This window comes from Actinokineospora sp. UTMC 2448 (genome assembly GCF_024760565.1).
Classification (GTDB): domain Bacteria; phylum Actinomycetota; class Actinomycetes; order Mycobacteriales; family Pseudonocardiaceae; genus Actinokineospora; species Actinokineospora fastidiosa.
Genome location: NZ_CP031087.1, coordinates 5,725,135 through 5,751,175 on the forward strand (window position 1 = coordinate 5,725,135; position 26,041 = coordinate 5,751,175).

The 26,041-nt window shown below is 73.0% G+C and carries 19 protein-coding genes; 5 read left to right on the plus strand and 14 right to left on the minus strand.

Features of this window, described 5'->3' with window-relative positions; translation table 11 throughout:
• Positions 1-8: 8 nt before the first annotated feature.
• The 9 genes from Actkin_RS26145 to Actkin_RS26185 all read right to left on the minus strand — a co-directional run bounded on the left by Actkin_RS26145 (position 9) and on the right by Actkin_RS26185 (position 11,527).
• Entirely contained in the window at positions 9-2,864 is a 2,856-nt protein-coding gene (locus tag Actkin_RS26145; RefSeq protein WP_258904608.1) for an FAD-dependent monooxygenase, read from the minus strand.
• Positions 2,854-4,488, minus strand: coding sequence for an FAD-dependent monooxygenase (locus Actkin_RS26150; RefSeq protein WP_258904609.1), 1,635 nt, complete (start codon positions 4,486-4,488; stop codon positions 2,854-2,856). The genes Actkin_RS26145 and Actkin_RS26150 overlap by 11 nt, the downstream gene beginning before the upstream one ends.
• 4 nt (positions 4,489-4,492) lie before the next feature.
• Entirely contained in the window at positions 4,493-5,488 is a 996-nt protein-coding gene (locus Actkin_RS26155) for a methyltransferase (protein ID WP_258904610.1), read from the minus strand.
• A gap of 124 nt (positions 5,489-5,612) precedes the next feature.
• Entirely contained in the window at positions 5,613-6,161 is a 549-nt protein-coding gene (locus Actkin_RS26160; RefSeq protein WP_396122845.1) for a flavin reductase family protein, read from the minus strand.
• 3 nt (positions 6,162-6,164) lie between these two features.
• Positions 6,165-6,629 (minus strand): acyl-CoA thioesterase, encoded by a 465-nt coding sequence (locus tag Actkin_RS26165; RefSeq protein ID WP_189214090.1) that lies wholly within the window; start codon positions 6,627-6,629, stop codon positions 6,165-6,167.
• Between the two features lie 10 nt (positions 6,630-6,639).
• The gene (locus Actkin_RS26170; protein ID WP_258904611.1) at positions 6,640-7,899 is read right to left on the minus strand and encodes a polyketide synthase dehydratase domain-containing protein; all 1,260 of its coding nucleotides are present in this window, start codon (positions 7,897-7,899) and stop codon (positions 6,640-6,642) included.
• Positions 7,900-8,073: 174 nt separating this feature from the next.
• Entirely contained in the window at positions 8,074-9,396 is a 1,323-nt protein-coding gene (locus Actkin_RS26175; RefSeq protein ID WP_258904612.1) for a PQQ-dependent sugar dehydrogenase, read from the minus strand.
• The gene (locus tag Actkin_RS26180; RefSeq protein ID WP_258904613.1) at positions 9,393-11,009 is read right to left on the minus strand and encodes a BamB-related PQQ repeat family beta-propellar protein; all 1,617 of its coding nucleotides are present in this window, start codon (positions 11,007-11,009) and stop codon (positions 9,393-9,395) included. The genes Actkin_RS26175 and Actkin_RS26180 overlap by 4 nt, the downstream gene beginning before the upstream one ends.
• A 188-nt stretch (positions 11,010-11,197) precedes the next feature.
• Positions 11,198-11,527, minus strand: a complete 330-nt coding sequence (locus Actkin_RS26185) for a YciI family protein (RefSeq protein WP_189214086.1) — start codon at positions 11,525-11,527, stop codon at positions 11,198-11,200.
• Positions 11,528-11,806: 279 nt separating this feature from the next.
• On the opposite strand from Actkin_RS26185, the gene Actkin_RS26190 reads away from it, so the two are divergent.
• Complete coding sequence (locus Actkin_RS26190) at positions 11,807-12,604, plus strand: TIGR03084 family metal-binding protein (RefSeq protein ID WP_258904614.1); 798 nt, start codon at positions 11,807-11,809, stop codon at positions 12,602-12,604.
• A 56-nt stretch (positions 12,605-12,660) separates the two neighbouring features.
• Positions 12,661-13,062: a chorismate mutase gene (gene aroH, locus Actkin_RS26195; RefSeq protein WP_258904615.1), complete on the plus strand. Its 402-nt coding sequence runs from the start codon at positions 12,661-12,663 to the stop codon at positions 13,060-13,062.
• A gap of 355 nt (positions 13,063-13,417) precedes the next feature.
• Here the strand turns inward: aroH and Actkin_RS26200 are convergent, their stop codons facing one another.
• Together Actkin_RS26200 and Actkin_RS26205 are read right to left on the minus strand one after the other, a co-directional pair.
• The gene (locus tag Actkin_RS26200) at positions 13,418-16,444 is read right to left on the minus strand and encodes a non-ribosomal peptide synthetase (RefSeq protein WP_258904616.1); all 3,027 of its coding nucleotides are present in this window, start codon (positions 16,442-16,444) and stop codon (positions 13,418-13,420) included.
• A gap of 33 nt (positions 16,445-16,477) precedes the next feature.
• Complete coding sequence (locus Actkin_RS26205; RefSeq protein ID WP_189214083.1) at positions 16,478-17,731, minus strand: acyl-CoA dehydrogenase family protein; 1,254 nt, start codon at positions 17,729-17,731, stop codon at positions 16,478-16,480.
• A gap of 193 nt (positions 17,732-17,924) precedes the next feature.
• Between Actkin_RS26205 and Actkin_RS26210 the strand changes: the two genes are divergently transcribed.
• On the plus strand, positions 17,925-19,265 hold the full coding sequence (locus tag Actkin_RS26210; protein WP_258904617.1) for an extracellular solute-binding protein: 1,341 nt from the start codon (positions 17,925-17,927) through the stop codon (positions 19,263-19,265).
• Between the two features lie 70 nt (positions 19,266-19,335).
• On the opposite strand, the gene Actkin_RS26215 is transcribed toward Actkin_RS26210, so the two are convergent.
• Together Actkin_RS26215 and Actkin_RS26220 are read right to left on the minus strand one after the other, a co-directional pair.
• Positions 19,336-20,067: a DUF2306 domain-containing protein gene (locus Actkin_RS26215; RefSeq protein WP_258904618.1), complete on the minus strand. Its 732-nt coding sequence runs from the start codon at positions 20,065-20,067 to the stop codon at positions 19,336-19,338.
• Positions 20,068-20,118: 51 nt separating this feature from the next.
• On the minus strand, positions 20,119-21,192 hold the full coding sequence (locus Actkin_RS26220) for a DUF2855 family protein (RefSeq protein ID WP_258904619.1): 1,074 nt from the start codon (positions 21,190-21,192) through the stop codon (positions 20,119-20,121).
• 248 nt (positions 21,193-21,440) lie between these two features.
• Between Actkin_RS26220 and Actkin_RS26225 the strand changes: the two genes are divergently transcribed.
• Entirely contained in the window at positions 21,441-23,024 is a 1,584-nt protein-coding gene (locus Actkin_RS26225; RefSeq protein ID WP_258904620.1) for a 4-hydroxyphenylacetate 3-hydroxylase family protein, read from the plus strand.
• 53 nt (positions 23,025-23,077) lie between these two features.
• On the opposite strand, the gene Actkin_RS26230 is transcribed toward Actkin_RS26225, so the two are convergent.
• Entirely contained in the window at positions 23,078-23,944 is an 867-nt protein-coding gene (locus Actkin_RS26230; protein ID WP_258904621.1) for an LLM class F420-dependent oxidoreductase, read from the minus strand.
• A gap of 292 nt (positions 23,945-24,236) precedes the next feature.
• On the opposite strand from Actkin_RS26230, the gene Actkin_RS26235 reads away from it, so the two are divergent.
• Positions 24,237-25,799 carry an MFS transporter gene (locus Actkin_RS26235; RefSeq protein ID WP_189214077.1) on the plus strand — a complete coding sequence of 521 codons (1,563 nt, stop codon included), beginning with the start codon at positions 24,237-24,239 and terminating at the stop codon, positions 25,797-25,799.
• The last annotated feature ends 242 nt before the right edge of the window (positions 25,800-26,041 follow it).

Below are 26,041 nucleotides of genomic sequence, written 5' to 3' on the forward strand. Positions count from 1 at the left end.
ACGGGATGTCACTTCCTGGTCGCGCGCAGCAGGCCGTGCACGGGGACCATGTCGGGCGGCATCGTGGCGACGTCCTGGGAGAGGGCGGCGGTCACCTCGAACCCGGCCTCCTCCAGCCACCGGCTGTAGGTGGAGAGCTTCTGGGGGCCGCCCTCGCCCATGGTGCAGCCGAGGAAGTAGGCCGGGAAGAAGTCCACCGAGCTGGTGTCCTTGAGGTTCTCCGGGTGGATCGGCACGAGGATGTAGACCTGCCCGCCCGGTTCGAGCGCGGCGTGCACGTTGCGCATGATCCGCAGCACGTTCTCGTGGTCGAACATGTCCAGGAAGTGCTTGATCATCACCACGTCGAAGCCGGTGGGCAGGCCGAGGAAGACGTCACCGCCGATGAACGAGCAGTGCTCGGCGACGCCGTGCGCGCGGAAGTTGGCCAGCGCGTCGGCCTCCTTCTCCGGGAAGTCGAAGCAGGCGACCGTCAGGTCGGCCTCGGGCTTGAACTTGCGGGTGAGGATCGCGCCGAGCCCGGTGTTGCCCGCGACGTCGAGCACCCGCGCGCCCGGGGCGACGTCGAAGTGGGCGAAGAACCACTCGTCGATGAAGTCGGTGACCGAGTCCATCATCGCGCTCCACGAGGCGCGCAGGTCCGCGTTCTCGGCGGTGGCCGCGTAGAGCGTGCCGTCGAAGCCGTAGAACCGCTGGAGGCCGACGACCTTGCCGGTGCGCACGCTGTCGGACAGGTAGTACAGCTGGCGCAGGCAGATCACCTTGATCATGTCCATCCACGGCACGACCCGGTTGAGATCGGCCTCCGACGGCAGGGCCAGGCCGGACAGCGCGTAGCCGCCGGTGGTCTCGTCGTGGCTGATCAGGTCGTCCTTGACGGGCAGGAACAGCAGCTGCTCGATGGCCGACTCGGTGCCGCCGACGGTCTGGGCGATCTCCCGCGCGGTCAGGCCGGGCTTCTTCGCCAGCAGGTCCACGATGCCCAGCTCGAAGCAGCTCAGCACGTTCATGAACCGCATCGGGCCGAGCGCGTACTCCTTGAGTTTGGCCAGCACCTCGGTGGTGTCGGCGTCCCATGTGGTCATCGGTCGGTGTCCTTCCTCGGTGGGTGTTCGGTGGCCCCTGGCAACCGCCAGCGCGCGGGCGAGCCACGCGTGCGGGTCGTCGTGGGAGTGCTGTCTGGCGGCCACGAAGCCGTCGGGGCGGACCAGGACCGCGCCCCGCTCGCCGTGGCCGCGCAGGGACGTCCAGGTCCCGTCCGGGTCGCGCAGCTCGTGGCCGACGCGCAGCGCGTCGACGCCGTGCGCGGCGGCGGCGTCCAGCCACGGGCCGCCTTCCGCGCCTGCCAGCAGCAGGAACGCGCCCGGGCGCAGGAGCCCGTGCGTGCTCACCGCGCGGCCGTCGCGCTCCAGCCAGGCGTGCGGCAGCCGATGGCCGGGCCGCGCGGTCTGCACGCAGCGCAGGCCCAGCGGGTCGGTCTCGGGCGCGGGCGTGCCGTCGGGCAGGACGTAGGGGGAGCCGCTGTAGTCGTAGCCGATCTCCACGCCCAGGTGCCGGGAGGTGATCCGGTTGGTGGCGAAGTACTCGGCCATGACCGCCCGGCGGGCGCGGCCGTCCTCGGTGTCGGCGAACAGCGCGGTCAGCTGGGCGCGGTTCCACTCCGGCGTGGCGGCCGGGCTGACCCCGGTGCCCGCGGTGATCGCGAGCTGGTTGAACGCCGAGTACAGCGCCCGGTCGACCACCCGGCGGGCCACCGGGCGGCGCTCGGCCTCGTAGCTGTCCAGCAGCGCGGGGTCGGCCCGGCCCGCCAGCACCTCGGCCAGCTTCCACGCCAGGTTGTGCGCGTCCTGGATGCCGGTGTTCAGGCCGAGCGCGCCGGAGGGCGGGTGCCGGTGGGCGGCGTCGCCGACCAGGAAGACCCGGCCGTCGCGGAAGCGCTCGGCGACGGTGCCCTCGACCGGCCAGCGGCTGATCGAGAGCACCTCCATGGGGTGGCAGGCAGGCAGCTTCAGCGTGCGGCGGACCAGGTCCACGACGGCGCGGTCGTCCATCGCGGCGGCGGCTCCCGGCGGGCGGGCGACCATCAGCGTCCACTCCTCGCTGTGCCTGCCCCACCGGGTCGGGCCCATGGGGACGACGCCGCAGTGCTCGACCGTGCCGTCGTCGGTCAGCGAGGAGACCCGGTTGACCACGGCGTCGTCGTGCTCGATGAACGCGGAGAAGTCGGCGCGGACGTGCAGGTTGATCCAGTGGGTGAAGGTCGGCGCGCCCGCCATGCCGATCCCCAGGGCCGGGCCGACCGCCTTGCCGCCGTCCGCGGCGACCAGGTAGTCGGCGCGCACGCGCAGGGTCGTGCCCCGGCCGCGGTCGAGCACGGTGGCGGTCACGCCGGTCGCGTCCTGCTCGAAGCCGACGAGCTCGTGGTGGAACAGCACGCCGCCGGGGATGCGCCGCTCGGCGTGGCGCCGCAGCAGGGGCTCCAGCCACCGCTGGCCGAGGTTGGCGTGCCGCTGCGCGCACACCGCCGCGTACTCCTCGGCGAGGGCCCCGCCGCCGTAGGCGTCGGTGCGGTGCAGCACCTTCCTGTCGTACGGGGCGTCGCCGCCGAGGCTGGTGAGCCACACCATCGCCGAGGACTTCTCCGGCGGCGCGCCCTCGCGGTAGATGTCGTCGGCCAGCCCGTGCTGGGCCATGATCTCCATGGTGCGGCCGTTGAGGATGTGCGCCTTGGGGTAGCGCGACGTGGTGGCGTGCCGCTCCACGAGCAGCGACCGGACGCCGAGGTCGGCCAGGACGACCGACGCGGTGAGCCCGGAGCCGCCGCCGCCGACGATCAGCACGGGCACGGTCGTTTCAGCGGGCATCGCCCGTCCTCCCCTGGTGTCCGGTGACCGCGGCGATGACGGCCCGGGCGTCGTCCGGCGCGCGGTCGCCGCGCCACGCGATGTGGTGGTCGGGCCGGACCAGCGCGAGGTCCCGGCCGTAGAGGTCGCGGACGTCCGGGTCCGGCACCGCGAGCACGGTGAGCGGGACGCCCGCGGCGCGGGCCGCCGCGGTGAACGCGCCCGCCTCCGGCGGCCGGTCGCCCAGGCGCAGCAGGGTGAAGCCGTCGCCGAGGCGGTCGAACAGCGAGTCGCCCGGCCCGCGTCCGGCGGTGCACCAGGCGTGCGGTGCGCGCCCCCCGGGTACGCCGGACGGTGTGTAGTCCACAAGGGAGTCGGCGGGCGGGTCGCCGTCCGCGCACACCAGCGGCGAGCCGTCGTACCGCGCGCCCAGCTGGACGCCGATCGAGGCGAACTGCTCGCCGCGGGCCGCCAGCAGCGCGCCGACGCGGGCCCGCTCCCGCCTGCCCTCCGGGCTGTCGCTCTCCAGCTCGGCCGACGGCGCGAGGCCGGCCAGGCCGCGGTTCAGCTCCCGCGCCGCTGCCGTGTTGCGCAGCGCGACGGGCCGCCGTTCGCGCTCATAGGAGTCGAGCAGGGCGGGGCCGCCCCAGCCGGTCAGCGCGGCGGCGAGCTTCCACGCCAGGTTCGCCGCGTCGTCCACGCCGGTGTTCATGCCGAATCCGCCGGTCGGGGTGAACAGGTGCGCCGCGTCCCCGGCCAGCAGGACCCTGCGGTCGGCGAAGCGGTCGGCGACCAGCGCGACGCCGGGCGTCCAGCGCCGGTGGCCGAGCACGTCGACTTCGATGTCCGCGCCAGCGGCCCGGCGCACGAGCGCGGGCACGCCGCCTGCGTCGGCGGAGCTGGTCAGCAGGACGTACTCGTCAGCGCCGTCGAGGGAGATCAGGTTGGTCGCGAACCCCTCGGTGATCGCCCAGTACGCCCACGCCCGCCCGGCCCGCCCGACGCGGTGGCGCAGAGCGGGGACGCGCAGGTGCGCCGCGATCGCCCGGCCGCCGAGGACGGGCTGGTCGACGCCGCCCTCGCCGCGGTACTCCGCGCCGATCGCCGCCCGCACGACGCCACGGGCGCCGTCGCAGCCGACGACGTACCGGGACCGCAGGTCGCCCTGCTCGGTGCTGATGGTGACGGAGTCGGCGTCCTGGCGCACGGCCGTGACGCGGCAGCCGAACCGCAGCGTCACGCGCGGCCGCGCCTTGGCCCGGTCGAGCAGGACCCGCTCGACGTAGAGCTGGTTGGCGCGGTGCAGCGGCTCTGGGACCTGGTCGGTGGCCGCCGCCGTCCGGACCGCGGCCCGCTTCTGGGCCGTCGACGGCATCGGCAGGCGGGCCAGCTCGTGGCCGCCGTAGCGGGTGAAGTAGGCAACGTCGGTGGGGTGGTCGGCGGGCAGGCCGAGCGCGCGGACCTCCTCGGCCAGGCCCAGCCTGCGGTAGTGCTCCATGGTCCTGGCGTTGTGCGTGTTGCCCCTGGGAACGGCGCAGACCGTGGACTCGTCGTTGACCAGGGTGCAGGGAATCCCGTAGTGGTCGAGGTACAGCGCGAGCACGAGACCGACCGGTCCGGCTCCGACGATGACGACGGGGATCATCGCCTCACTCCGGCCCCACGACCAGCAGGCTGTTCTCCAGCGCCAGCCCGTGCACGGCCAGCAGGCGCAGCCCCGACGCGGCGAGCAGCGACCGGTAGCCGTCCAAGGTCCGCTGCCTGCCGCCCGCCATCATCAGCAGGTGCAGGTCGTAGAGCAGGGGCAGGACGCGGTCGCCCTCGATGATCCGGTCGACGATGACCAGCCGCGCCGAGTCCTCGCTCATGGCCCGCCGCACGTTGGTGAGCAGCGTGACGCACGAGTCGTCGTCCCAGTCCTGCAGGACGCGGGAGAGCAGGTAGGTGTCCGCGCCCTCGGGCACGGCGTCGAAGAAGTCGCCCGCCACCACCTCGAAGCGGCCCGGCTCCAGCGTCGAGGCCAGGTGCGCCCGCGCGGTCGCGAGCATGTGCTCGCGGTCGAACAGCACGCCCACGGCGTCCGGGTTCGCCTTGAGCACTGTGGACAGCAGCATCCCGCTGCCGCCCGCGATGTCGGCGATCACCCGGCTGCCCGCGAAGTCGTGGACCTCGGGCACGTCGGTGAAGAACACGCTGCCCGCGTTCATCGCGCGCAGGAACCGGGGGCCCGCATCGGGCTCGTCTGCCAGGTAGCCGTGCAGCGTCCGGCCGAAGGCGTGGGCGAACCCCGACCGGCCGGTCCGCACCGCCTCCGCCGTGGCGCCCCACGCCTGGTGGAACTCCGCGCCGTAGAGCAGGCACATGTCGCGCATGGAGCCGGGGACGTCGCGCAGCAGTTCGGAGACCGCGGTCGGGCGGTAGCCGGTCTCGTCGCCGTCGAACACGCCGATCGCGGTCAGCAGCCGCATCAGGCGCACGACGGCGTCGGTGTCGGCGTCGGCCTTCGCGGCGAGGTCGGGGCCGGTGTCGTGGCCCGCGGCGACGAGGTCGGGCAGGCGCAGCGTCACCGCGGCGTGCAGGGCCTGCGCCCGCCAGGTGCCTGTCACGATGTCGACCACCGTGCGGGCGGGGTCTGGGCTCGCCATCGCTGTCCTCCCGGTGCCTGCTTCCACACACCGGACGGTTCCAGGCAGGTCTAAAGACGGGAGCAAGCCCGGAACGCGCCTCGCCCGCGACCCCTGGCGGGGATCGCGGGCGAGGCGGAGCGGGTCAGGCGCTGTGCGGCGAGGGCAGACCCTGGTGGAAGCCGCCGCCGAAGAACAGCAGCGCGTCGCCGTTGCGCTTGGCGGCGTCCAGGACGGTGCCGAGGAAGATGGAGTGGTCGCCGCCGTGGTAGACCTCGGCCAGCTCGCACTCCAGCCAGGCCAGCGAGCCCTTCAGCAGCGGCGACCCGGTGTGCCGTCCGGGGAACCACTCGACGGTGGCGAACTGGGCGATGCCCCTCGGCCGGTCGCGGCTGGCGAAGTAGCGGGCGATGTGCTCCTGGTCGGCGCTGAGCACGTTCACCCCGAAGTGCCGGGTGCGCAGGATGGTCTCGTGCATGTGCGCGGTGCGGGCCACGCAGCACAGGACCATCGGCGGGTCGAGCGAGACCGAGCTGAAGGCGTTCGCCGTCATGCCGTTGCAGTGCTCCCCGCCCGCGGTCAGGACGGTGATCCCGGTCGCGAAATGGGACATGACGTCGCGCAGCACCTTCGGCGACGGGGTGGGCGGGCCGCCCTCGGACGGAACCGGCGCGAGGTGGCGGTCTTGTGCCATGTGTCAGCCTCCTGTCCGCTGGCCCGCGAGCGCGCGGCCGCTGGTGTACGGGGCCAGTGCCGCCTTGAGCTCGGCGGGCACCCGCGCGGGGACGGTGGCGTTGTTCGGGCCGCGCATGCACGCGATCCGCTGCCGCCCCTTGGCGATCAGGGTCTCCTGGCCGTCGTCGCCGAGCCGGACGAAGTCGAAGCCGAACTCGATCTGCGTCTGGGTCAGCTCCTCCAACCGCATCCTGATCGACAGGTTGTGGAACGCGGTGATCTCGGAGAAGAACTCGCAGTCCGCCTTGAGGGTGAACAGCTTCAGATCGTCGTGCATGATCTCGGCCAGCACCCCGGGCGCCTTCTCGGTGAGGAACCGCTCGCGGCAGTGGCCCTGCCACCTCAGGTAGTTGACGTAGTAGACGTTGCCGACGAAGTTCGTCTCCTCGAACCCGACGGTGTGGCGGATCTCGAAGTACCCGGCCATGGTGTCCAAATCACTCCTCTCCCGACAGGACGGCGAAGACCACCGGTGCGGTGAGATCGGCGATGGTGGTCACCCAGGTGGCGATGCGGGAATCCCCGGCGGACAGCACGACCCATCCCCCCGGCTCGACCCGGTCGACGGTGAGCGCCTGCGTGACCGACCCGGTCTTGCGCAGGCACTCCAGCGCGCTCCAGACCCGGGTGCTCGCCGCGGCGGCCGACTCGCCCGCCTCGGCGGCGACCAGGTCGCGCACCGGCACCTGGGCCCGGCCCAGCAGGTCGGCCCAGGTCCGGGCGTCGCGGTCGAGCACGGTCTCCACGTCGCAGCCGAGGCGTCCGGCTCCGACGGCGACCATGGTCACGCCCGCGCCGTGCGACGCGGTGATCGAGGCGCCGTCGATCTCCGGCTTGCCGTCCGGGCGGTGCCGGACGCGGACCGGGCGGCCGAGGGCGCGGCTGGCGGCGAGGTCGGTCTGCGCGCGCCGGTCCCCGACGGGCGGGTCGGGCTCGACGGCGATCGCGCGGCGGCCGCCCAGCCGCTTCTCCAGCGCCCGCTCCAGGTAGCCGCCGATCAGCAGGGGGTGCCAGGGCGCGGACGGGTCCCGGTCGCGCACGGCGCGCACCGTCAGTCCCTCCCAGCGCTCCACGACGGCGCCCGCCGGGTCGAGCAGGTCGACGTCGAAGAAGTGGGTGTCGCCGTCCTGGGACCGCTCGCGCGCGTCCACGACCAGGGGTCCGGTGTGGCGGGCGGCGGGATACAGGCGCTCGATCCGCAGCGGGACCAGGGTCGCGTCCGGGATGCAGCACCGGATCGCCCGCAGGACCGCGTCGCGGGTCTCCACGTCGGCGACGGCGTGCCGCGCGCCCGTCTTGCGGTAGGCCAGGCCCGCCTCGACGGGATAGGGCGGCAGCGCGAGGGCGTCGGTCGGCGGGCGCTCGGGGAGGTCGGGGCGCGGGAAGCGCGCCTGTGCGCGGATGAGGTCGCTGTCCCCGGCGCGGACGGCCAGGTCGACGGCTCCGTCCCGGACCTGGCCGGTGAGCCGGACGACGGTGGTTTCCAGCGGTCGGACGAAGTCGACGTCCGCCAGCAGCGGCACGCCGGGCCGCAGCGCGGACGCCGTGCGGGCCAGGGCGGCGACGGCCGGGCCGACCGGCAGGCCCGTCGGGAGTTCGGTCTCGACGACGCGTTCGACGCCCGGGCGGTGCACCAGCACGTGGTCCGCCGACCGGCTCGGCGGAACCGTCCGGGTGGCGATCAGATCGTTGCCCACACTCACCGCCCACGGAGGTTTCGGCCACGCGGAATCGTCCGCCCCTCGGCGGCGTCCCGTGCTCTGCGGATCAAGCATGCATCAGAACGCCCGGCCCGCCCCACTTCCACCGTGCGACACCGGAGGAAGCGGCGGTGGCGGGCATTCCGTTGCCCGCCACCGCCGTGCTCCCGGTCAGTCCTCCACTTCGGACATCGCGCCGGGCCAGTCCTCGACCCGCCACAGGCAGCCGGTCCCCGCGCGGGCCTGCACGCCCTCGTCGGACATCTCGAACTCGCCGAAGTCCAGCACGTACAGCGCGCCGCCGTCGGGGCCGAAGGCCACGTCGATCGGCCGGTGCAGCGGCATCCCGACCGTCATCCGGTGCGTCGACCAGTCGGTCGGGTCCACCCGCAGCAGGTACCGGCCCAGCTTCGGCCCGCCGGAGGGCAGGCACATCGGGGCCTCGTCGCCGAACAGCGGCACGACCAGCTGCCCGGCGAACCGCTCGGCCGCCGAGGGCACGACGGCGAACTTCGTGGCCGCCACGTGCGGCTCGAACTCCACCAGTGGGCGCTCCGGCGGCGGCAGCTCGTCGTGGTTGGCTAGCACGAACTCCAGCGCCGGGCCGCGCTCCGGGGCGAACCGGGGCGCGGTCACCGGCTCGCCGCCGACGAAGTCCGGCCAGCCGTACCAGGCGCCCTGCCGGATCTCCCACAGCAGGTCCGGCGCGTTGCCGATGGGCCTGCTGCCCCGGTCGTCCGCGCCCTGGTCCACCGCGAGCAGCCTGCCGTCGGGCAGGAAGCCGAGGCCGAAGGCGTTGCGCACGCCCCAGGCCACCAGCTCCAGCCCGCCGCCGTCGAGGTCGCAGCGCATCACGGCCGCGGTGCACGGCAGGGCGGCCGCGATCCGCTGCCCCGGCTCGGTCGGCGTGCCGAACTGGGCGAACGCGCCGGTGGTGGCCTGCTCGCCGGGCAGGTCCGGCAGCGGGTTGCGGGTCACCGCGGACGCGCCGGTGAGGACGATGTCCAGCCCGGGCACGTCGTTGGCGTGCGGCAGCCTGCGCAGCCAGCCCATCTCGTAGGCGTCGAGCCCGACCACGCCGAGGTTGGCCATCGCGCCCTGGCTGAAGTACAGCTTGCGGTCGGGCCCGACCACGGCCATGTTCGTGTGGTAGTTGCCCGGCCCCGGCATGCCGTCGACGAGCACCTTCCGGGTGCCGTCGGCGTCGATGCTGCTGATCCGGCCCGCGCCGCCCTCGGAGACGTACAGGACGTCCTCGTGCCAGGTGAGGCCGGTGACCGGACCCGCGAGGCCGTCGGCGACGAGGGTGCGCTGCCGGTCGGCGGCGGGGTCGAGCAGCCAGACGCGGCCGCCGCGCGGGGCGCCGCCGAAGGGCAGCCCGGACTCGGCCACGTAGACCCGGCCGTCGGCGGCGACGGCCACGCTGGTCGGGAAGTGCAGCCCGGCCGTGACCACGGTCGGCGCGGGCAGTGTCCATCCCGCGGTGAGGGTCATTGCGATCCACCTCTCGTGCTGGGGAGCCGGTAGGCGACGATCTCGGCCCGCTCCTCGGGGGTGAACGGCCATCCGCTGGCCGCGAGCAGGTACTCGCCGTGGACGGCCACCGGCGCGTTCACCGCGGCGGGCAGCTTCACCGACCAGACCTCCTCGCCGGTCCGGGTCCGCACGGCGTGGACGTAGCCGTCGAAGGTCGTGGTGAAGACGAGGTCGTTGGTGACGGTCGCGGCGCCGTAGGCCGACGACGGGTACTGGCGCGTCCACTTGATCCGACCCGTCACCAGGTCGATCGCGACGAGCTCGCCGGTGGCCTCGTTGAACGGGGCGATCTGCGGCGGCGGCTGCTGGGTCACCCAGGTCGCGCTGTGGTTGTTCACCGCGGCGTAGATCGTGGTGTCGTCCACGGCCAGCGGGGAGATCACGCCGCCGAGCACGCCCGGGGTCACCGTGACGGGCAGCGTGGGAAGCTTGTCGTACTCGCCGTTCAGCGCGTAGAGGTTGTCGTTGTCGTGTCCGTTGTGCACACCGACGGACGTCTTCCACAGCAGCTGGCCGGTCGCGCGGTCGAACTGGTAGACGTAGCCCATCTTGCCCGAGCCGATGACGACCTCACGGCCGTTGGCCGTGGTCAGGACCGGCGAGTTCTGCAGGTCCCAGTCGTAGAGGTCGTGCGGGAGCACCTGGTTGTGCCAGATGACGTCGCCGGTCAGGTGGTTGAGCTTCACCATGGAGTTGGTGTAGAGGTTGGGGCCGGGCCTGCTCGAGCCCCACGGGTACTGCTCGGTGCCGAGGAAGGGCGCCGGGTTGCCCACCGAGACGTAGAGGTCGCCGCTGGCGTCGAACGCGGGCGGGTACCAGATGCCGCCGCCGGAGTTGAGCTCGGTGTTGCCCCACAGGTCGAGCGGGACGGAGTTGAACGTCCACTTGGTCTGGCCGGTCCTGGCGTCCAGCGCCCACAGCACGCCCGCGCCGCCGCCGGTGAAGAACGCGTCGGCGTTGCCGGGGCCGGTGGAGACGTAGACCGTGCCGCGGTCGACACCGGGCGCCATGTTGATGCCCTCGGTCTCGGTGCGGATCAGGTTGCGGCTCCACAGCTCCGTGCCGGTGCGGGCGTCGAGCGCGAACGCGTTGGACGTCGTCGCGCCGTAGACCTTGCCGTCGACCACGTTGACGCCGTTGGGGCCGTTGATGGTCGAGTTGTACATCTTGACCCAGAGCACGCGGCCCGTGCGCAGCTCGATGGCGTAGACGTTGGAGTCGAGGTCCTGGGTGTAGACGATGCCGTTGACCACGACCGGTGTCGTGGCGTACACGCCGGGCCACCGGTTCGGCGGCGCGGGCACCCGGATCGGCACGGTCCAGGCGACCTCGAGCGAGGTGACGTTGTAGGAGTTGATCGGGCTGAGGATGCGGCGGGTGTTGGACTTGTCCGCGTTGGGCTGCGACCACTGCCAGGTGACGCAGTCCGAGGCCGTGCGGTGTTTCTGTGCGGCGCTCGACTCCGGCGCCGCGCCGTAATACCCGCCCAGGACGAGCAATCCGGCAACGGTGAGGATGCTGAACGATAATCGACCCGCGGACCGACCGCCGCGGTTTCTGCTCAGGCGCATGGCAAAACCCTTCTGTCCCTGGCGATTCGCCGAGCTTTCGCGGCTCGGGCGGCACAACCAGGGACCGTACCCACGCGCACCGGGCGGGCCTTCTTCCCGCTTGCTCACACACGAAAACAGCCGACAGCCCGGCAGGGGCCGTCCTCACGGCCCTGCCGGGCTGCCGCGTCGCGGTCCGCCCGCGGGGGTCACTCCTCGCCGAGCAGGGGGCGCACCTCGACGCCGCCGTCCATGATCGGGACGAACTTGGCGATCTCCACGGCGTGGTCGATGTCGCGCGCCTCGACCACGAAGAAGCCGGTGAGCTGCTGCTTGGTGTCGTTGAACGGGCCCTCGGCGACGTCGTCGCCGCGGACGGCGCGGGCCTGGGCGGTCGGCGCGGCCGCGTAACCGGCAACGATCTTGCCGCCGGTGCCCTCGACCTTGCCCTCGACCGCGCCGTGCGCCTCCAGGATCTCCGGCGGGATCTCCTCGAACGGGATCTCCTTGTCGAAAATCAACACCGCAAACTGGGGCATGGTTCGCACTCCTCTTGACTGTCGACCGACTCGTTATACGCGCCGAAGACACCTTACAACGATCCTTGGCGCACTCTCCGCGCACCCCGTGTGATTTCACCGGGATGGGCGTAGACAAATGCCAACGTATATCGGGGAATGCGCCATCTGCGCATCTTCTGGATTGCTCAGTCGCGGCGCACTCGGGAAGGAGACAGCGGGCGGGCGCGGCGGGCATCGTGTATTCCGGCGCCCTGACGCGACTCACGGGTGGACATCGTGGCGAAAGAGGACCGACACGTGACTGAGCAGCGAGACGTCTTTTCCGATCTGGCCGCCGAAGCCGACGAGGTGGACCGGCTGCTGTCCGAACTCGACGAAGCCGGGTGGGCGCTGCCCACCCCCGCGCCCGGCTGGACGGTCGCGCACCAGGTCGCCCATGTGGCGTTCGTCTTCCGGCTCGCGGGCCTGGCCGCCTCGGACCCGAAGACCTTCGCGGCGATGGCCGCCGCGGCGGGCGAGGACTTCGAGGGCGCGGTGAACGCCGCGCTCGGCCAGTACCTGTCCGACCCGCCGTCGGTGCTGTTCGCCCGGTGGCGCGACGAGCGCGACACCGCGATCAAGGCGCTCGCGGCGGTGCCCGGGAACCAGGTGGTGCCGTGGCTGGTGCGGCCGCTGCCGCCCGCGGTGCTGGCCTGCGCGGGGTTCATGGAGCTGTTCGCGCACGGGCAGGACATCGCCGACGCGCTCGGCGTCCGCAGGGAGCGCACCGACGGGCTCTGGCACGTCGCGCTGTTCACGACGCTGGTGTGGGACTTCGGCTACCAGTCGCGGGGGCTGACGCCGCCCGCCGAGCCGTTCCGCTTCGAGCTGACGGCGCCGTCGGGCGCGCTGTGGACGTTCGGCCCGGCGGACGCCGCGCACCGGATCTCCGGCCCGGCGGAGGACCTGTGCCTGCTGGCGACCCGGCGGCGGCACCGCGACGACCTCGCGCTCGTCGCCGACGGCGCGGACGCCGACCACTGGCTGGACATCGCGCAGGCCTACCGCGGCCCCGCCGGTCCCGGCCGCGCCCCCGGCCAGTTCGCGGACCGCTGAGCCCGTCCGGCGCCGCGGCGAGGAGGAGCCATGCACCCACGGACGGGAGCCCCCAGATGATCGCGGTGCGCGCCGTGCGCGGGGCGGTCCAGGTGGACCGCGACGACCCGGACGTGGTCTTCACCGAGACCCGGGCGCTGGTGCTGGAGGTCATCCGGCGCAACGGGCTGGCGACCGAGGACATCATCAGCATCTTCTTCACGGTGACGCCGGACATCAAGAGCGGCTTCCCGGCCGCGGCCGCCCGGGCCGTCGGCCTCACCGACGTGCCGATGCTGTGCGCCACCGAGATCGACGTGCCGAACTCGATGACCCGCGTCATCCGCCTCCTGGCCCACGTCCAGACCGACCGCACGACCCGCATCGAACACGTCTACCTCCGCGGCGCCGCCGCCCTACGCCCCGACCTGGCCGACCCCGGCACCTCCCCACCCCGCACGGGGACGGCGGGCAGCTGACCCACGGACACCAGCGCCCCGGCAGGCTTCCGACCTGCCGGGGCGCTGGTGGTTTTGGGGCTTGCCGGGCGCTGGTGTTCTTGGATGGGCTGGCCCGAGTCCGGGAACCAGGGATCCGGGGACGGGCGCGCGGGGTCAGCGGCCAGGGGCGCGGAGGTCGGGGGGTGCGGGGTCGGAGGCGCGGGGTCGGGGGCGCCAACCCGCCAGCACCGAACCCCACCGTGCGCGGTCGGCGCGGGCTCGCGCACCTCCACGCACCGAGACCCTGGCGTGAGGTCGGTGGGTGCTCGTGGGCGTCAGGGGTCACGGGTTTCCCGCGACCCCTTGGCCCTCGATGTCCCCGCTGTCGTACCCGTCAGGCGTCGTGGCCTGCGGCGGCGGTGTGGGGTTCGACCAGGGCTGCCAGGCCTGCGACGGTGGGGTTGGCGAAGTACTCCCACAGCGGGATCGCCACGCCGAAGCGGGCGTGGATCTCGTGGAGGAGGACGGGGACCAGGAGGGAGTGGCCGCCCACCGAGAAGAAGGCGTCGTCCACCGTGGTGGTCTCGGCGTCCAGTTCGGACCAGATCTCGGCGATCGCGCGTTCCACCACCGTCTCCGGGCCGCGGACGGTGCGGCGGGTGGTGGCGGCGGGGGCGGGGAGGCGGCGGCGGTCGACCTTGCCGCCGACGTTGCGGGGCATGCCGATCAGGGTCTGGAACGCCACCGGGGGCATCGCCTTGCCGAAGCGGGCGCGCAGGGCGGCGCGCCAGTCGGACGGGGCGCCGGTCGCCTTGCCGTCGGGGCCGCGCTGGGGCACGACGTACGCCACGAGGCGGGTCACCAGGCGGTCGGCGTCGGGGACGGCCACCACGGCGCACTCGGCCACCGACTCGTGCGCGGCCAGGGCGGCCTCGATGTCGCCGAGTTCCAGGCGGATGCCGCTGAACTTCACCTGGAAGTCCTTGCGGCCGCGGAACTCCAGCGCGCCGTCCCAGCGCAGCCTGCCGAGGTCGCCGGTCCGGTAGCACGGCCCGGAGTCGTCGAGCGGCCGGAACCGCGCCCGGTCCCCGCTGGCCGCGCCGAGATAGCCCGGCGTGACGTGCGGGCTGACGATGACGATCTCGCCGGTCACCCCGGTCGGACACGGCCGGTCCTGCGCGTCGACCACGACGACCCGCCTGCCGGGGATCGGCCGACCGACGGGGGCGGTGCCGTGCACGGGTCCGGTGATCTCGTGCCAGGTGGCCAGGATCAGCTCGGTCGGGCCGTAGAGGTTGACCAGCCGCACGGCGGGCAGGGTGGTGCGCAGCCCGTTGACCAGGTCCCCCGGCAGCCGCTCGCCCGCCAGCAGCAGGTGGTTGAGCGCCCCGAGCCGCTCGGGCGCGCCGCCCGCCACCCGCAGGACCTCCCGCGCGAAGCTGGGCACGGTCTGGAAGTGCGTGATCCGCTCGGCGGCCAGCCAGTCGACGATCTTCTCCGGGTTGGCCCTGATCCGGTCCGGCACCGGGCACACCGTCGCCCCGGCCACCAGCGCGGCGAACACCTCGCACAGGCTGGCGTCGTACCCGGGCGCCGCCCACTGCGCGACCCGCGACCCCGGCCCGACGCGGAACTCCTCGGCGAACCAGGTGACGAACTGCGCGAGCGTCCCGTGGCTCTGCGGGATCCCCTTGGGCTGCCCGGTGGACCCGGACGTGTACGCGACGTACGCGCGGTCGGAGGAGCCCGGGACGACAGGAGCGGGCTCGCCGGCGCCGTCGGCGGGCAGGTCCGCGACGTCGACCACGTGCCCGTCCAACTCCTCGGCGTACCACGCGGCCAAGGGGTCGTCGCCCGCCGCGCCGTCGACGACGAGGCAGGCCGGGCGGAGGTCCTCCAGGACCGTCCGACCGCGGTCGCCCGTGTCGCCGCCAGCCAGGCAGATCAGGTGGGCCCCGGTGTCGAGGACGGCGAGGGTCGCGGCGACCTGCCGCGGCCCCGTCGCCATCCGGACGACCACCGGGCTGCCCGCGAGGTCCCTGGGCAGGGCGGCGGTGATGCGGGCGGCGTCGGCGCGCAGGTCCGCGTAGCTCGTCGTCCCGCCCTGCCACGAGATCGCGGCCGCGTCCGGGGCGTCGGCGGCGGCGCGGTGGACCAGGGCGTTCGCGGGGGTGGACGCAGGCTGGCCGTCAGGGCGGCGGTCGGCGGCGCGGGCGGTCGCCGACAGGCGGTCCGGGGTGTCGAGCGGGAGGTCCGGGACCGGACGGTCGGGATCGGCCAGGGCGGCGTTGAGCAGCGTGTGCAGCTGGGCGAGGATCAGCTCGGCCGACGCGCGGTCGAACAGGCACGCGCGGTACTCCAGCGCCCCCGCGAGCACCGGCGCCGTCCGGTCGACGACTAGCGTGAGGTCGGCGCGGGCCGGGACCGTGTCGGCGGGCAGGGGTTCGACGGACGTCCCGGCCAGCGACAGCTCGGGCATCCCCCCGCCTGCCACGAACACCGCGTCGCACATCGGGACCCGGCGCGGGTCGCGGTCGTCGCAGACGGCCTGGACGACCTCCTGGAACGGGACCTCGCGGCGGGCCAGCGCCTCGCGCCTCACCGCCGACACCTGGCCGACCAGCGCGCGGAACGTCGGGGCGTCGGTGAGATCGGCGCACAGCACCACCGTGTTGCCGAACGTCCCGACCGCCCCCGCCAGCTCCGCCGGACGCACCGAGACCGCAGTCCCGACCGCGACGCGCTCCTCCCCGGTGTAGCGGTGCAGCAACGCCTGGAACGCCGCCAGCACCACGTCGACCGGCTCCACATCGGACAGCGCGTCGACCGCGGCGTCCCACGCGAAGCGCAGCACGTCCGCCTCCGACGACGGCGCGGGCGGGCGCTCGCGGTCCACCGGCAGGTCCAGGGCGGGCGGCGGGGGCGTCAGCGCCGCCCGCCACCAGTCCAGCGCGCCCTCGTCCGACCGCGGCGCGTGGTCCCCGTACTGCGGTGGCGTGCCGCCCAGGCCGGGACCGCCCGCCACGGCCGCCGCGTACGCCGAGGACAACTCGGCCAGCACGATCCCGGCGGACTCGTCGTCGCACACCAGCTCGTGCAGCTCGACCCGGACGACGTGCTCCCCCGGCCCCACCGGCTCCACGCGCAGCCGGGCGAGCGCCGCGTCCTCGGCCGCGGCGGCGACGCGCTGGACGGGCCTGCCCGCCCGCGTGCCGATCGTCGTCCGCAGCGCGTCGTGCCTGCCGACCACCGCGAGCCACGCCGCGCGCAGGGCGTCGACGTCCAGGTCGCCGCGGACCCGGTACGCCCGCGCCCGGCCGGACCCGGCCTCGGGGGCCAGCGCCGCCAGGAACCACGCCCCGTGCTGGGCCGCGGTCGCGGGGACCTCCCGGACACCGGATGGGACAGCTGCCTCGGTCACGTCCGTTCCCTCGTCTCGGTGGTCGACCCGGGGTCAGCCCGCGAGGCCGTCCGGGATGCCGAAGTGGGCCTTCGCCAGCTCGCGCTGGGCCTTCGCGGCGAGGAACACCGCGTACCCGGCGTGGGTGTGCAGCATCGACATGTCCCGCCAGGTGCGCTCCAGGCGCTCACCGCGGCGCACCGAGCTGGACCCGGCGGTCGGCAGCAGGTACCCCTCCACGGCGTGCCAGCACAGCTGGACCGACTGCCTGCTGATGCCCGCCAGGCGCATCTCCATCTCGGCGGTGAACGCCTCCGGGCCCACCGCGCAGGCCTCCTGCCACTGCCGGACCGCGCCCAGGATCGCCGCCTCGGCGGTGGCGATCATCCCGGCCGCCTCGCCGTACCAGTACTGGTAGTCCGGGTCGTGCACGCGCCCGACGACGGGCGGGAACAGCGTCGACCGGGTCCGCATCAGGTCGGAGTACGCGTCCAGCGCGCCCTTGGCGATGCCGACGGCGAGCACGGCGCTCTCCAGGTTCATGAAGCTCAGCGGCCCGCCGCCGTACTCCGGGTTGCCGTGCAGCCGCACGCCCGGGGTGCCGTCGGCGACGGAGTACTGGCTCATGTGCCCGGGGATCGTGTAGTGGTCCGGGATGAAGCCGTCCTCGATGGTGATGCTGTGCGACCCGCTGCCGCGCAGGCCGAGCTGCTGGCCCCAGTCGTCGAGCCTGCGCCACACCTCGCGCGGGGCGATGAACACCATCGGCTCCGGCGGCGCGCCCTCGGTCGGGGAGACCAGGGTGTGCCCCATGAAGTGCGTGGCGTACGGCGAGCCCGAGCAGTAGCTCCAGGTGCCGTTGACGATCCAGCCGCCCTCCACGCGCACGGCGGAGCCGCTCGGCATGATCGTCGCGGGCGCGATGAACTCGCCCGTCGCGAAGATCTCGTCCTGCGCCTCTTCCGGGAAGATGGTGGCCGCGGCCAGCGCGTGCGCGGCGCCGAGGGTGTACATCCAGCCGGTGGACGGGCAGCCGCGGGTCAGCGCGACGGCCACCCGCATGAACGTGTCCGCGCCGAACTCGTAGCCGCCGTACCGGCGGGGCACGAGGATCCGGTAGAAGCCCGCCTTGCGGAACGCCTCGTGCGTGTCCAGCGCGTAGAAGGTGCGGTCCTCGGTCTCGGCCTGGCGCTCGACCAGGGCCGGGGCCATGGCCTCCGCGCGAGCGACGACCTCCGCCGGGGTCAGTCCCGGTTCGGGCGGGGGCGGAAAGCCGTGCTCGGGAAAACTCGCCGCGACGGATGTCATGTGACAGCACGTCCTTTCCCTTAAATGGGCTGCCGTCCCAGAATCGCACCGGCGCTTCGCGGGCCGCATCTCCGCGGTTGCCGGGCGGCGGCGGGCATTCCCGGAGATGCGCCCGCGCCACGCCGGACCCGACGATGAAGAACCGCTACCGACGCGCGCCCGTTCCTGGCGCGCTCGCACGAGTGGAGGTCCCATGGGGTCCAGCGCAGCAGACCGATCGCCGCGCACCGAAATCGACGTGCTGTTGTCCGAGTACCCGTTCCCGGACTTCCTCGGACCGATCCGCGCACGGGCGGAGGAATTCGAGAAGGCACACCCGGAGTACCGCGTCACCATTCGCGGCTGCTATTACGAGGAACTGCCCGCGCAGGTGTCCGCCGAGGCGCTGGCGGGCAAACCGCCCACGATCGCGTCGTACTACTCCGGGGCCAGCCAGCAGGCGATGGACACCGTCACCCAGGACGGCAGGCCGCTCTTCGCCCCGATCGCGAGCCTGATCGGCGACCGGTCGGAGATCCTCGGCGAGCCGGTCATCCTCGACGACCTCATCGACGCCTGCCGCGACTTCTACACCATCGGCGGCCAGGTCGCCGCGGTCCCGCTGACGCTGTCGACCATGCTGCTCTACAGCAACAAGCCGATGCTGCGCGCCGCGGGCATCGAGGCGATCCCGTCCACTTGGGACGAGCTGACCGCCGCGTGCGCCGCGCTGTCCCGGCTCGACGGCGGCCCGGAGCACGCGGTCACCTGGCCGGTCGACGGCAAGCTGTTCCAGCAGGCGGTGGCCCAGCAGGGCGGGCTGTTCCTGGACAACGAGAACGGCAGGCTGGCCAGGGCCACCACCGTCGACCTCACCTCGCCGGAGGTCATGGCCTACGTCGAGTGGTGGCGGGCACTGGCCGAGCGCGGGGAGTACGTCTACACCGGCAAGTTCGAGGACTGGCTGGGCAACGCCACCACGTTCGCCGAGGGCCGCGTCGCGTTCCGCGTCGACTCGTCGTTCGCCATCAACTTCATGGCCGCCGACGACACCGACACCGCCGTGAGCCTGCTGCCCTACAACGGCGCGAAGACCCCGGCGGGCAACTGGATCGGCGGCGACGCGCTGTGGGTGGCCGACGGCCTGGACCCGGTGACCCGCGACGGCGCCCTGGCGTTCATCCAGTACCTGAACAACCCGCGCAACGCCGCCGAGTGGCACAAGGCGAGCGGGTCCACCCCGGCCACCAAGGGCGCGGTGGCGGTGCTGGAGAGCGAGGGCTGGTTCGACGCGCACCCGGTGCACCGGGTGGCCACCGAGCAGCTGGAGCGCACCACCCGCGCGCCCGGCTCCAGCGTCCCGGTCTTCCCGGGCTCGCACGGCATCCAGACCGCGATCATGGCGGCCATGGAGGACGTCCTGGTGCGCGGCGCCGACCCGCTGGCCCGGTTCACCCGCGCCACGGCCGAGGCGCAGAAGGCGCTGGACCACTACAACGCCACCTGCCTGGGCGACGGCCCGCGCGACCCCGAGTGGCTCGTCGTCGGCACCTGAGCCGCCCGACGACGAAGAACTCCTCCGGGACCACCGATCCCGGAGGAGTTCTTTTTCGTGGTGCGGGCGGCTACCGGATGGCCGCGGCCCGGCGGGCACGGCCCTCCACGGGCCTGCGGGCGGTGCGGTAGAGCCACCACTGCACGAGCATGAGGTTGACGATCCAGCCCACCCAGCGGGCGAACTCGGCGAGGTAGGTGAAGTCCATCTGGATCTGGTAGCCGATGATGATCTTCGCGGCGGCCAGGCCCCACACGTTGTTCATCACGAGCGCGAAGCTGTAGAGCATGAACCGGCGGTGCAGCGCGAAGCGGTTCGTGCGCGCCGCCCAGACCGCGACCACGGTCGTGGCGATCCACAGCGTGGTCGACATGGTGACGCCGACCTGGCCGACGACCGGGGCGAACGGCACGATGATCAGGCCGCACACGCCCGAGATCACGGTCGAGACCGCGTAGGCCCAGCCCGTGACCCGGTGCGCGCCGGGGTGCTTCTTGCGCAGCCAGGGCCACACCTGGAACGTCGCCGTCACCATCGCCACGGTGGCGAAGGAGATGTGGATGAGCAGCAGCGGGTAGTAGGCCGGGAAGCCGTCGTGCGGCGGGACCGGCGCCTCGGCCTCCGGCGTGCCGACGAACGGGCCTGCCTGCAGGTACAGGAAGGCGGCCGTGACCAGCCACAGTGGAATCATCCACGGGCGCCGCCAGAACGGCTTGGCCTGCTCCGTGGCCACCGGCCGCCGCGGGGGTAAGTCGTCCGGATCCGGGGCCTGCGTGCGGACCCTGTCCATCTCCTGCGTCACGATTGCTCCTACCGTGTGGGGGTTTGTGGGCGTCGGATCGTCCATGTCCGCCTACCGCGGACAGAACACCTCGGTGTCCGCGGGCGGCCGCGGGCCTGCCAGCAGGGCGCGGAACCCCGCCAGGATCGCCTCCGGCCCCCGGCGCGGCGCCACGCCGAGCCAGGACCGGGTGGCTGCGAGGAAGCGGTCCTCCTCGGCGTGGTAGCGGGCGAAGAACGCGTCCTCGCCCTCGGCGGCCAGGGTCTCCTCCTCCACCCCGGGGGCGAAGAAGAACTCCGGCTCGGGGTCGGCCAGCTCCGGCAGCGCCTGCACCGACTCCGGGTGGGTGTAGCCGACCAGCGTGACGGCCGCCAGCTCCCCGGCGAAGCGCTCGTGGGCGGCGCGGATGCGCCGGTGCGATCCGGTGAAGTCGACGAGCACCGCGGGCCCGGCGAGCGCGACCGAGGCGAGGTCGTCGTGCGCCGCCACCGCGTCGTAGAAGCCGAGGCCGCCGACGAACCCGAGGTTGGCGGGCGCGGTCAGCCCGACCACCGACAGGTCGGTCCGCCGGGAGAGCAGGTCGGCCAGCGCGATCGCCGACTTGCTCGACGCGCCCGCGACCAGCACCGACTTGACGCCCCGCTCGGCGTGCCCGGCGAGGAAGTCGGCAAGGTGGAACGACAGCGGGAAGATCGGGCGGAACACCGCCCGCCGGTCGTCGAGCGCGTCGGGCTCGGCGACGCGCTGGAACGTGCGGTACCAGGTGGGCAGGAACGCGCGCCCGGGTTCGGTGTCGAGCAGCCCGCGCGCGGTGGGCTCGACGGGCAGCACGTGGTGGGTGGAGATCGGCACGAAGCCGAAGTACCGCTCGCCCACGGCGACGCCGGGGTGGTTCGACTCCTCGACGCGCACGAACGCCCAGACCGGCACCCGGCCGTAGCCCTCCGGCGCGGGGAACGCGGCGAAGAACGGCATGTGGCCGTCGCCGAGCCGCGCGTAGGTGACGCTGTTCATCGTCAGGCCGAACTTCTCGACCGCGACCCGGATCTCGCCCGGGCGCGGGGCGCGCACGCGCGCGGGGCGCGGCTCGCCGACCGCCAGGTCGTCCTTCCTGGTCAGCAGGTCCCAGCAATCCACTGTGGTCACATCGGCTCCTCGAGGGACGTCCTGCGGCGGCAGCGGGCCGCGTCGGCGCGCGGTGCCGATGCGGTGTCGGCCAGGAGACACCCTGGTCAGGCGTTTTCCCAAACTCTCGCAACGGTGACCGGCCGCCGCATCTCGCGAATTGCGCAGACAGCACACGCCGCGAGAATCCCCCGGCCGTTTCCCGGTGGGACGATGGGACAGCCACGACCCGACATCTGCCGGAGCAGCGACGAGTAAGGAAGAATCCGATGACCGACGATCGGGACATCCCGAGCGGCGCGCCCGTCGCGCGACCGACCACCCGCCCGCTCACCGGTGCGGAGTACCTCGAGAGCCTGCGCGACGACCGCGAGATCTACCTCTACGGCGACCGGGTCAAGGATGTCACGACGCACCCGGCGTTCCACAACCCGGCGCGCATGGTCGCGCGGCTCTACGACGCGTTGCACGACCCGGAGCACAAGGACGTCCTCACCGCGCCGACCGACACCGGCAGCGACGGCTACACGCACCGGTTCTTCACCACCCCGCACAGCGCCGATGACCTCGTCGCCGACCAGCAGGCGATCGCCGCGTGGGCGCGGATGAGCTACGGCTGGCTGGGCCGCAGCCCCGACTACAAGGCCTCCTTCCTCGGCACGCTCGGGGCGAACTCGGAGTTCTACGCGCCGTACTCGGACAACGCGCGGCGCTGGTACAAGGAGTCGCAGGAGAAGGTCCTCTACTGGAACCACGCGATCGTGCACCCGCCGGTCGACCGCAACCTGCCGCCGGACCAGGTCGCCGACGTGTTCGTGCACGTCGAGAAGGAGACCGACGCCGGGCTCGTGGTGAGCGGGGCCAAGGTGGTCGCCACCGGCTCGGCGCTCACCCACTACAACTTCATCGCGCACTACGGCCTGCCCATCAAGGACCGCAAGTTCGCGCTCGTGGCCACCATCCCGATGAACGCGCCGGGGATGAAGCTGATCTGCCGCACGTCCTACACCGCGCAGGCCGCGGTGATGGGCAGCCCGTTCGACTACCCGCTGTCCTCCCGGATGGACGAGAACGACACCATCCTGGTGCTGGACAAGGTGCTCATCCCGTGGGAGAACGTGTTCATCTACGGCAACCTCGGGAAGGTGCAGCTGTTCACCGGCCGCTCCGGGTTCCCCGAGCGGTTCACCTTCCAGGGCTGCGTGCGGCTGGCCGTCAAGCTGGAGTTCATCGCCGGGCTGCTGGCCAAGGCGGTGGAGATCACCGGAGTGAAGGACTTCCGCGGCGTGCAGAGCAGGCTCGGCGAGGTGCTGGCCTGGCGCAACCTGTTCTGGGGCCTGTCGGACGCGGCCGCGCGCAACCCGGTGCCGTGGACCAACGGCGCGGTGCTGCCCAACCCGCAGTACATGCTGGCGTACCGGTGGTTCATGCAGATCGGGTACCCGAGGGTCAAGGAGATCGTCGAGCAGGACATCGCCAGCGGGCTGATCTACCTCAACTCCAGCGCGGAGGACTTCAAGAACCCCGAGATCCGGCCGTACCTCGACAAGTACGTGCGCGGCTCCAACGGCGTCGACGCGGTCGAGCGCGTCAAGGTCATGAAGCTGCTGTGGGACTCCGTGGGCACCGAGTTCGGCGGGCGCCACGAGCTCTACGAGCGCAACTACGCGGGCAACCACGAGAACACGCGCGTCGAGCTGTGGTCGTCGCAGCTGGCCAACGGCCAGGTCGACGGCTACAAGTCCTTCGTGGACCAGTGCCTGTCCGAGTACGACCTGGACGGCTGGACCGTGCCGGACCTCAGCTCGTTCGACAGCCTCCGCGCGCGCCGCGACGACCTGCTCAACGGGTGACGACACACGACCGCCCCCACCGGTTCCGGTGGGGGCGGTCGCGTGTCTCGGTCCTATCCGGTGACGGCCGGGATCACCTTGTCGCCGATGACGGAGACCTGCCGGACCGGGTTCGAGCCGGACACGATGCCGATGGCGGTGTCGATGCCCGCCGCCGACAGCCGGTGCAGCTCGTCGGTCAGCTCGCTCGCGCCCGCGCCGTCCTCGGCCACGGTGAACGGGAAGATGCAGGTCTTCTCGATCGCGTCGTAGTCGCGGCCCTCCTGGTCGCAGAGCTCGCGCAGCAGGTCGAGCTTCTCGGCCAGGTCCGGTCCCGGGTAGACGTTGCAGGCGTCGCCGTAGCGCGCGACCAGGCGCAGCGTCTTGCGGCCGCCGCCGCCGAGCATGATCGGCGGGTGCGGGCGCGACAGGCTCTTGGGCTCGGCGAGCGGGCGCGCGAGTCGATAGTGCTCCCCGTCGAAGGGCCGCTCGTCGCCGTGCCAGAGGCGCAGGCAGATCTGCAGCGCCTCCTCCAGCATGGCGAACCGCTGTGCCGTCGGCGGGAAGTCGATGCCCATGCCCGCGGCCTCGTCGGCGTCCCAGCCCGTGCCGATGCCCAGCACCGCCCGGCCGCCGGACAGGACGTCCAGGGTGGTCACGGTCTTGGCGAGCAGGGCGGGGGCGCGGAAGTGGACACCGGCAACGACCGGGGCGAGCCTGCACCGGCGGGTGTGCGCGGCGATGACGCCGAGCGTGGTGAAGCACTCCAGTTGCGGCATCCCCGGCCCGCCCGCGTGCGGCCCCTGCCACACGTGGTCGCCGACCCCGATCAGGTCATAGCCCGCGTCGTCGGCCACGGTGGCGATCTCGGCGACGGTGCGGCCCATCGCGGCGGGACCGCCGTCCCAGACGAACTCCCCGAGCTCCAAACCAACCTTCATGGCGCTGCCTCCCAGCAGAGTGAGCCGACGTCGATTGTGCCCGCCGACCACGGGTGCGGGCGTCTCCGTAAGTGCCTGCCGGGTGACTCCAAGTGAGCAAGACGAGAGATGTCCGGGGTGGTGGCGGGCGCGGAGAATCAGGTACGCGCACGTGCGAGACAGAACGCGTCGAGGAGTACCGATGGCCGCTCCCTTACCCCGCCCGCGGCACGCCGCGCCGCCGCCGGAGGACCAGCGCGGGCTCCAGCCCACCTGAGCCGCGCACCACGCAAGGACCGAAAGGACCCAGCACATGACTTCCGACGCTGTGCCAGCCCTGGCGGGCAGGCGGGAATGGACCGGCCTCGCGGTACTGGCCCTGACCGCGATGATGACGTCGTTCGACCTGTTCACCCTCCTGCTCGCGCTGCCGCACCTGAGCGCCGACCTGGGCGCGGACAGCATCGAGCAGCTGTGGATCGTCGACATCTACGGCTTCCTGGTGGGCGGCTTCCTCATCACGATGGGCGGCCTCGGCGACCGGATCGGCCGCAGGAAGCTGCTGCTCATCGGCGCGTCGGTGTTCGGCGTGGCCTCGGTGGTGTCGGCCTACGCGCCCACCCCCGAGCTGCTGATCCTGGCGCGCGCGCTGCTCGGCGTCGCGGGCGCGACGCTGACGCCGTCGACGCTGTCGCTGATCAGCAACATGTTCCACGACCAGAAGCAGCGGGGCCTGGCCATCGGCATCTGGGCCGGCGCGTTCACCGTGGGCGCGATCCTCGGCCCGATCGCGGGCGGCATCCTGCTGGAGCACTTCTGGTGGGGGTCGGTGTTCCTGCTCGGCGTGCCGGTCATGCTGCTGCTGCTCGTGCTGGGCCCCATCGTGCTGCCGGAGTACCGCAACCCCAACGCCGGGCGGCTCGACCTGGTCAGCGCGCTCATGTCGCTGGCGGCGATCCTGGCGCTCATCTACGGCATCAAGGAGGCGGCCAAGCACGGGTTCGGCCTGGTGCCCGTGGTCGCCGTCGCCGTCGGCCTGGTGATCGGCGCGCTGTTCGTGCGCAGGCAGAACCGCCTGGCCGACCCGCTGCTGGACCTGAAGCTGTTCGCCATCACCGAGTTCCGGGTGGGGCTGCTGGGGCTGTTCACCTACAGCGTGCTGACCGGCGCGGTGCTGCTGCTCATGACCCAGTGGTTCCAGACCGTCGGCGGGCTCTCGCCGCTGCAGGCGGGCCTGGCGCTGCTGCCCGGCATGGCCCTGTCCACCATCGGCACGACGGTGGCGCCCATCGTGGCCCGCCGGTTCCGGCCGTCGGTCATCATCGGCGTCGGCCTGCTGGTCGTCGTGGGCGCGCTGGTGTGGTTCACCCAGATCGGCCCGGGCACCTCGCCGCTGGTCCCGGTGATCGCGTTCGGCCTGTGGTGCGCGGGCGGCGCGCCGCTGCTGGCCCTGGGCATCGGCCTGGTGGTCAGCTCCAGCCCGCCGGAGAAGGCCGGGGCCGCCTCGGCGATGCCGCAGGTCAGCAACGAGATCGGCGCCGCGCTCGGGTTCGCGGTCCTGGGCGCGGGCGCCACCGCCATCTACCGGGGCCAGATGAGCGACGCCGTCCCCGCCGAGGTCCCGGCGGACGCCGCCGCGGCCGCCCGGGAGAGCGCCGCGGGCGCCACGACCGTCGCCGACGTCCTCCCCCCGGACGTACTGGCCACCGCCCGCGACGCCTTCACCAGCGGCATGCAGGTCGTCTCCGCCATCGCCGCCACCCTGGTCGCGGCGGCCGCGGTCATGATCATGGTCAAACTCCGCCACGTCCCCCCGCTCGGCGCCCCCGCCCCGACCGAGCAGCCCACCGAGGACCCCACCCCCGAAAAGGTCTGAGACGACGCCCCGGCGGGGACCCCACCCAGGCCCCGACCAGGAGGACGTCCTGCCGCCGACCCCGGCCGAGCCACCCGCTCGCCCGGGGTCGATGGCGTTTTGAAGCGGAAGTGGAACGGCAGGACCGAGGGGGCCGCCACGAGGGCAGGGTCCCTCCCGGCCACTTCGGCCAGTCGTCCGCGGCGCTGGCGGGCCACGACGGCAGCGCGAGCTCCGCCCGAGACCGATCAGCCTGGCGAGGC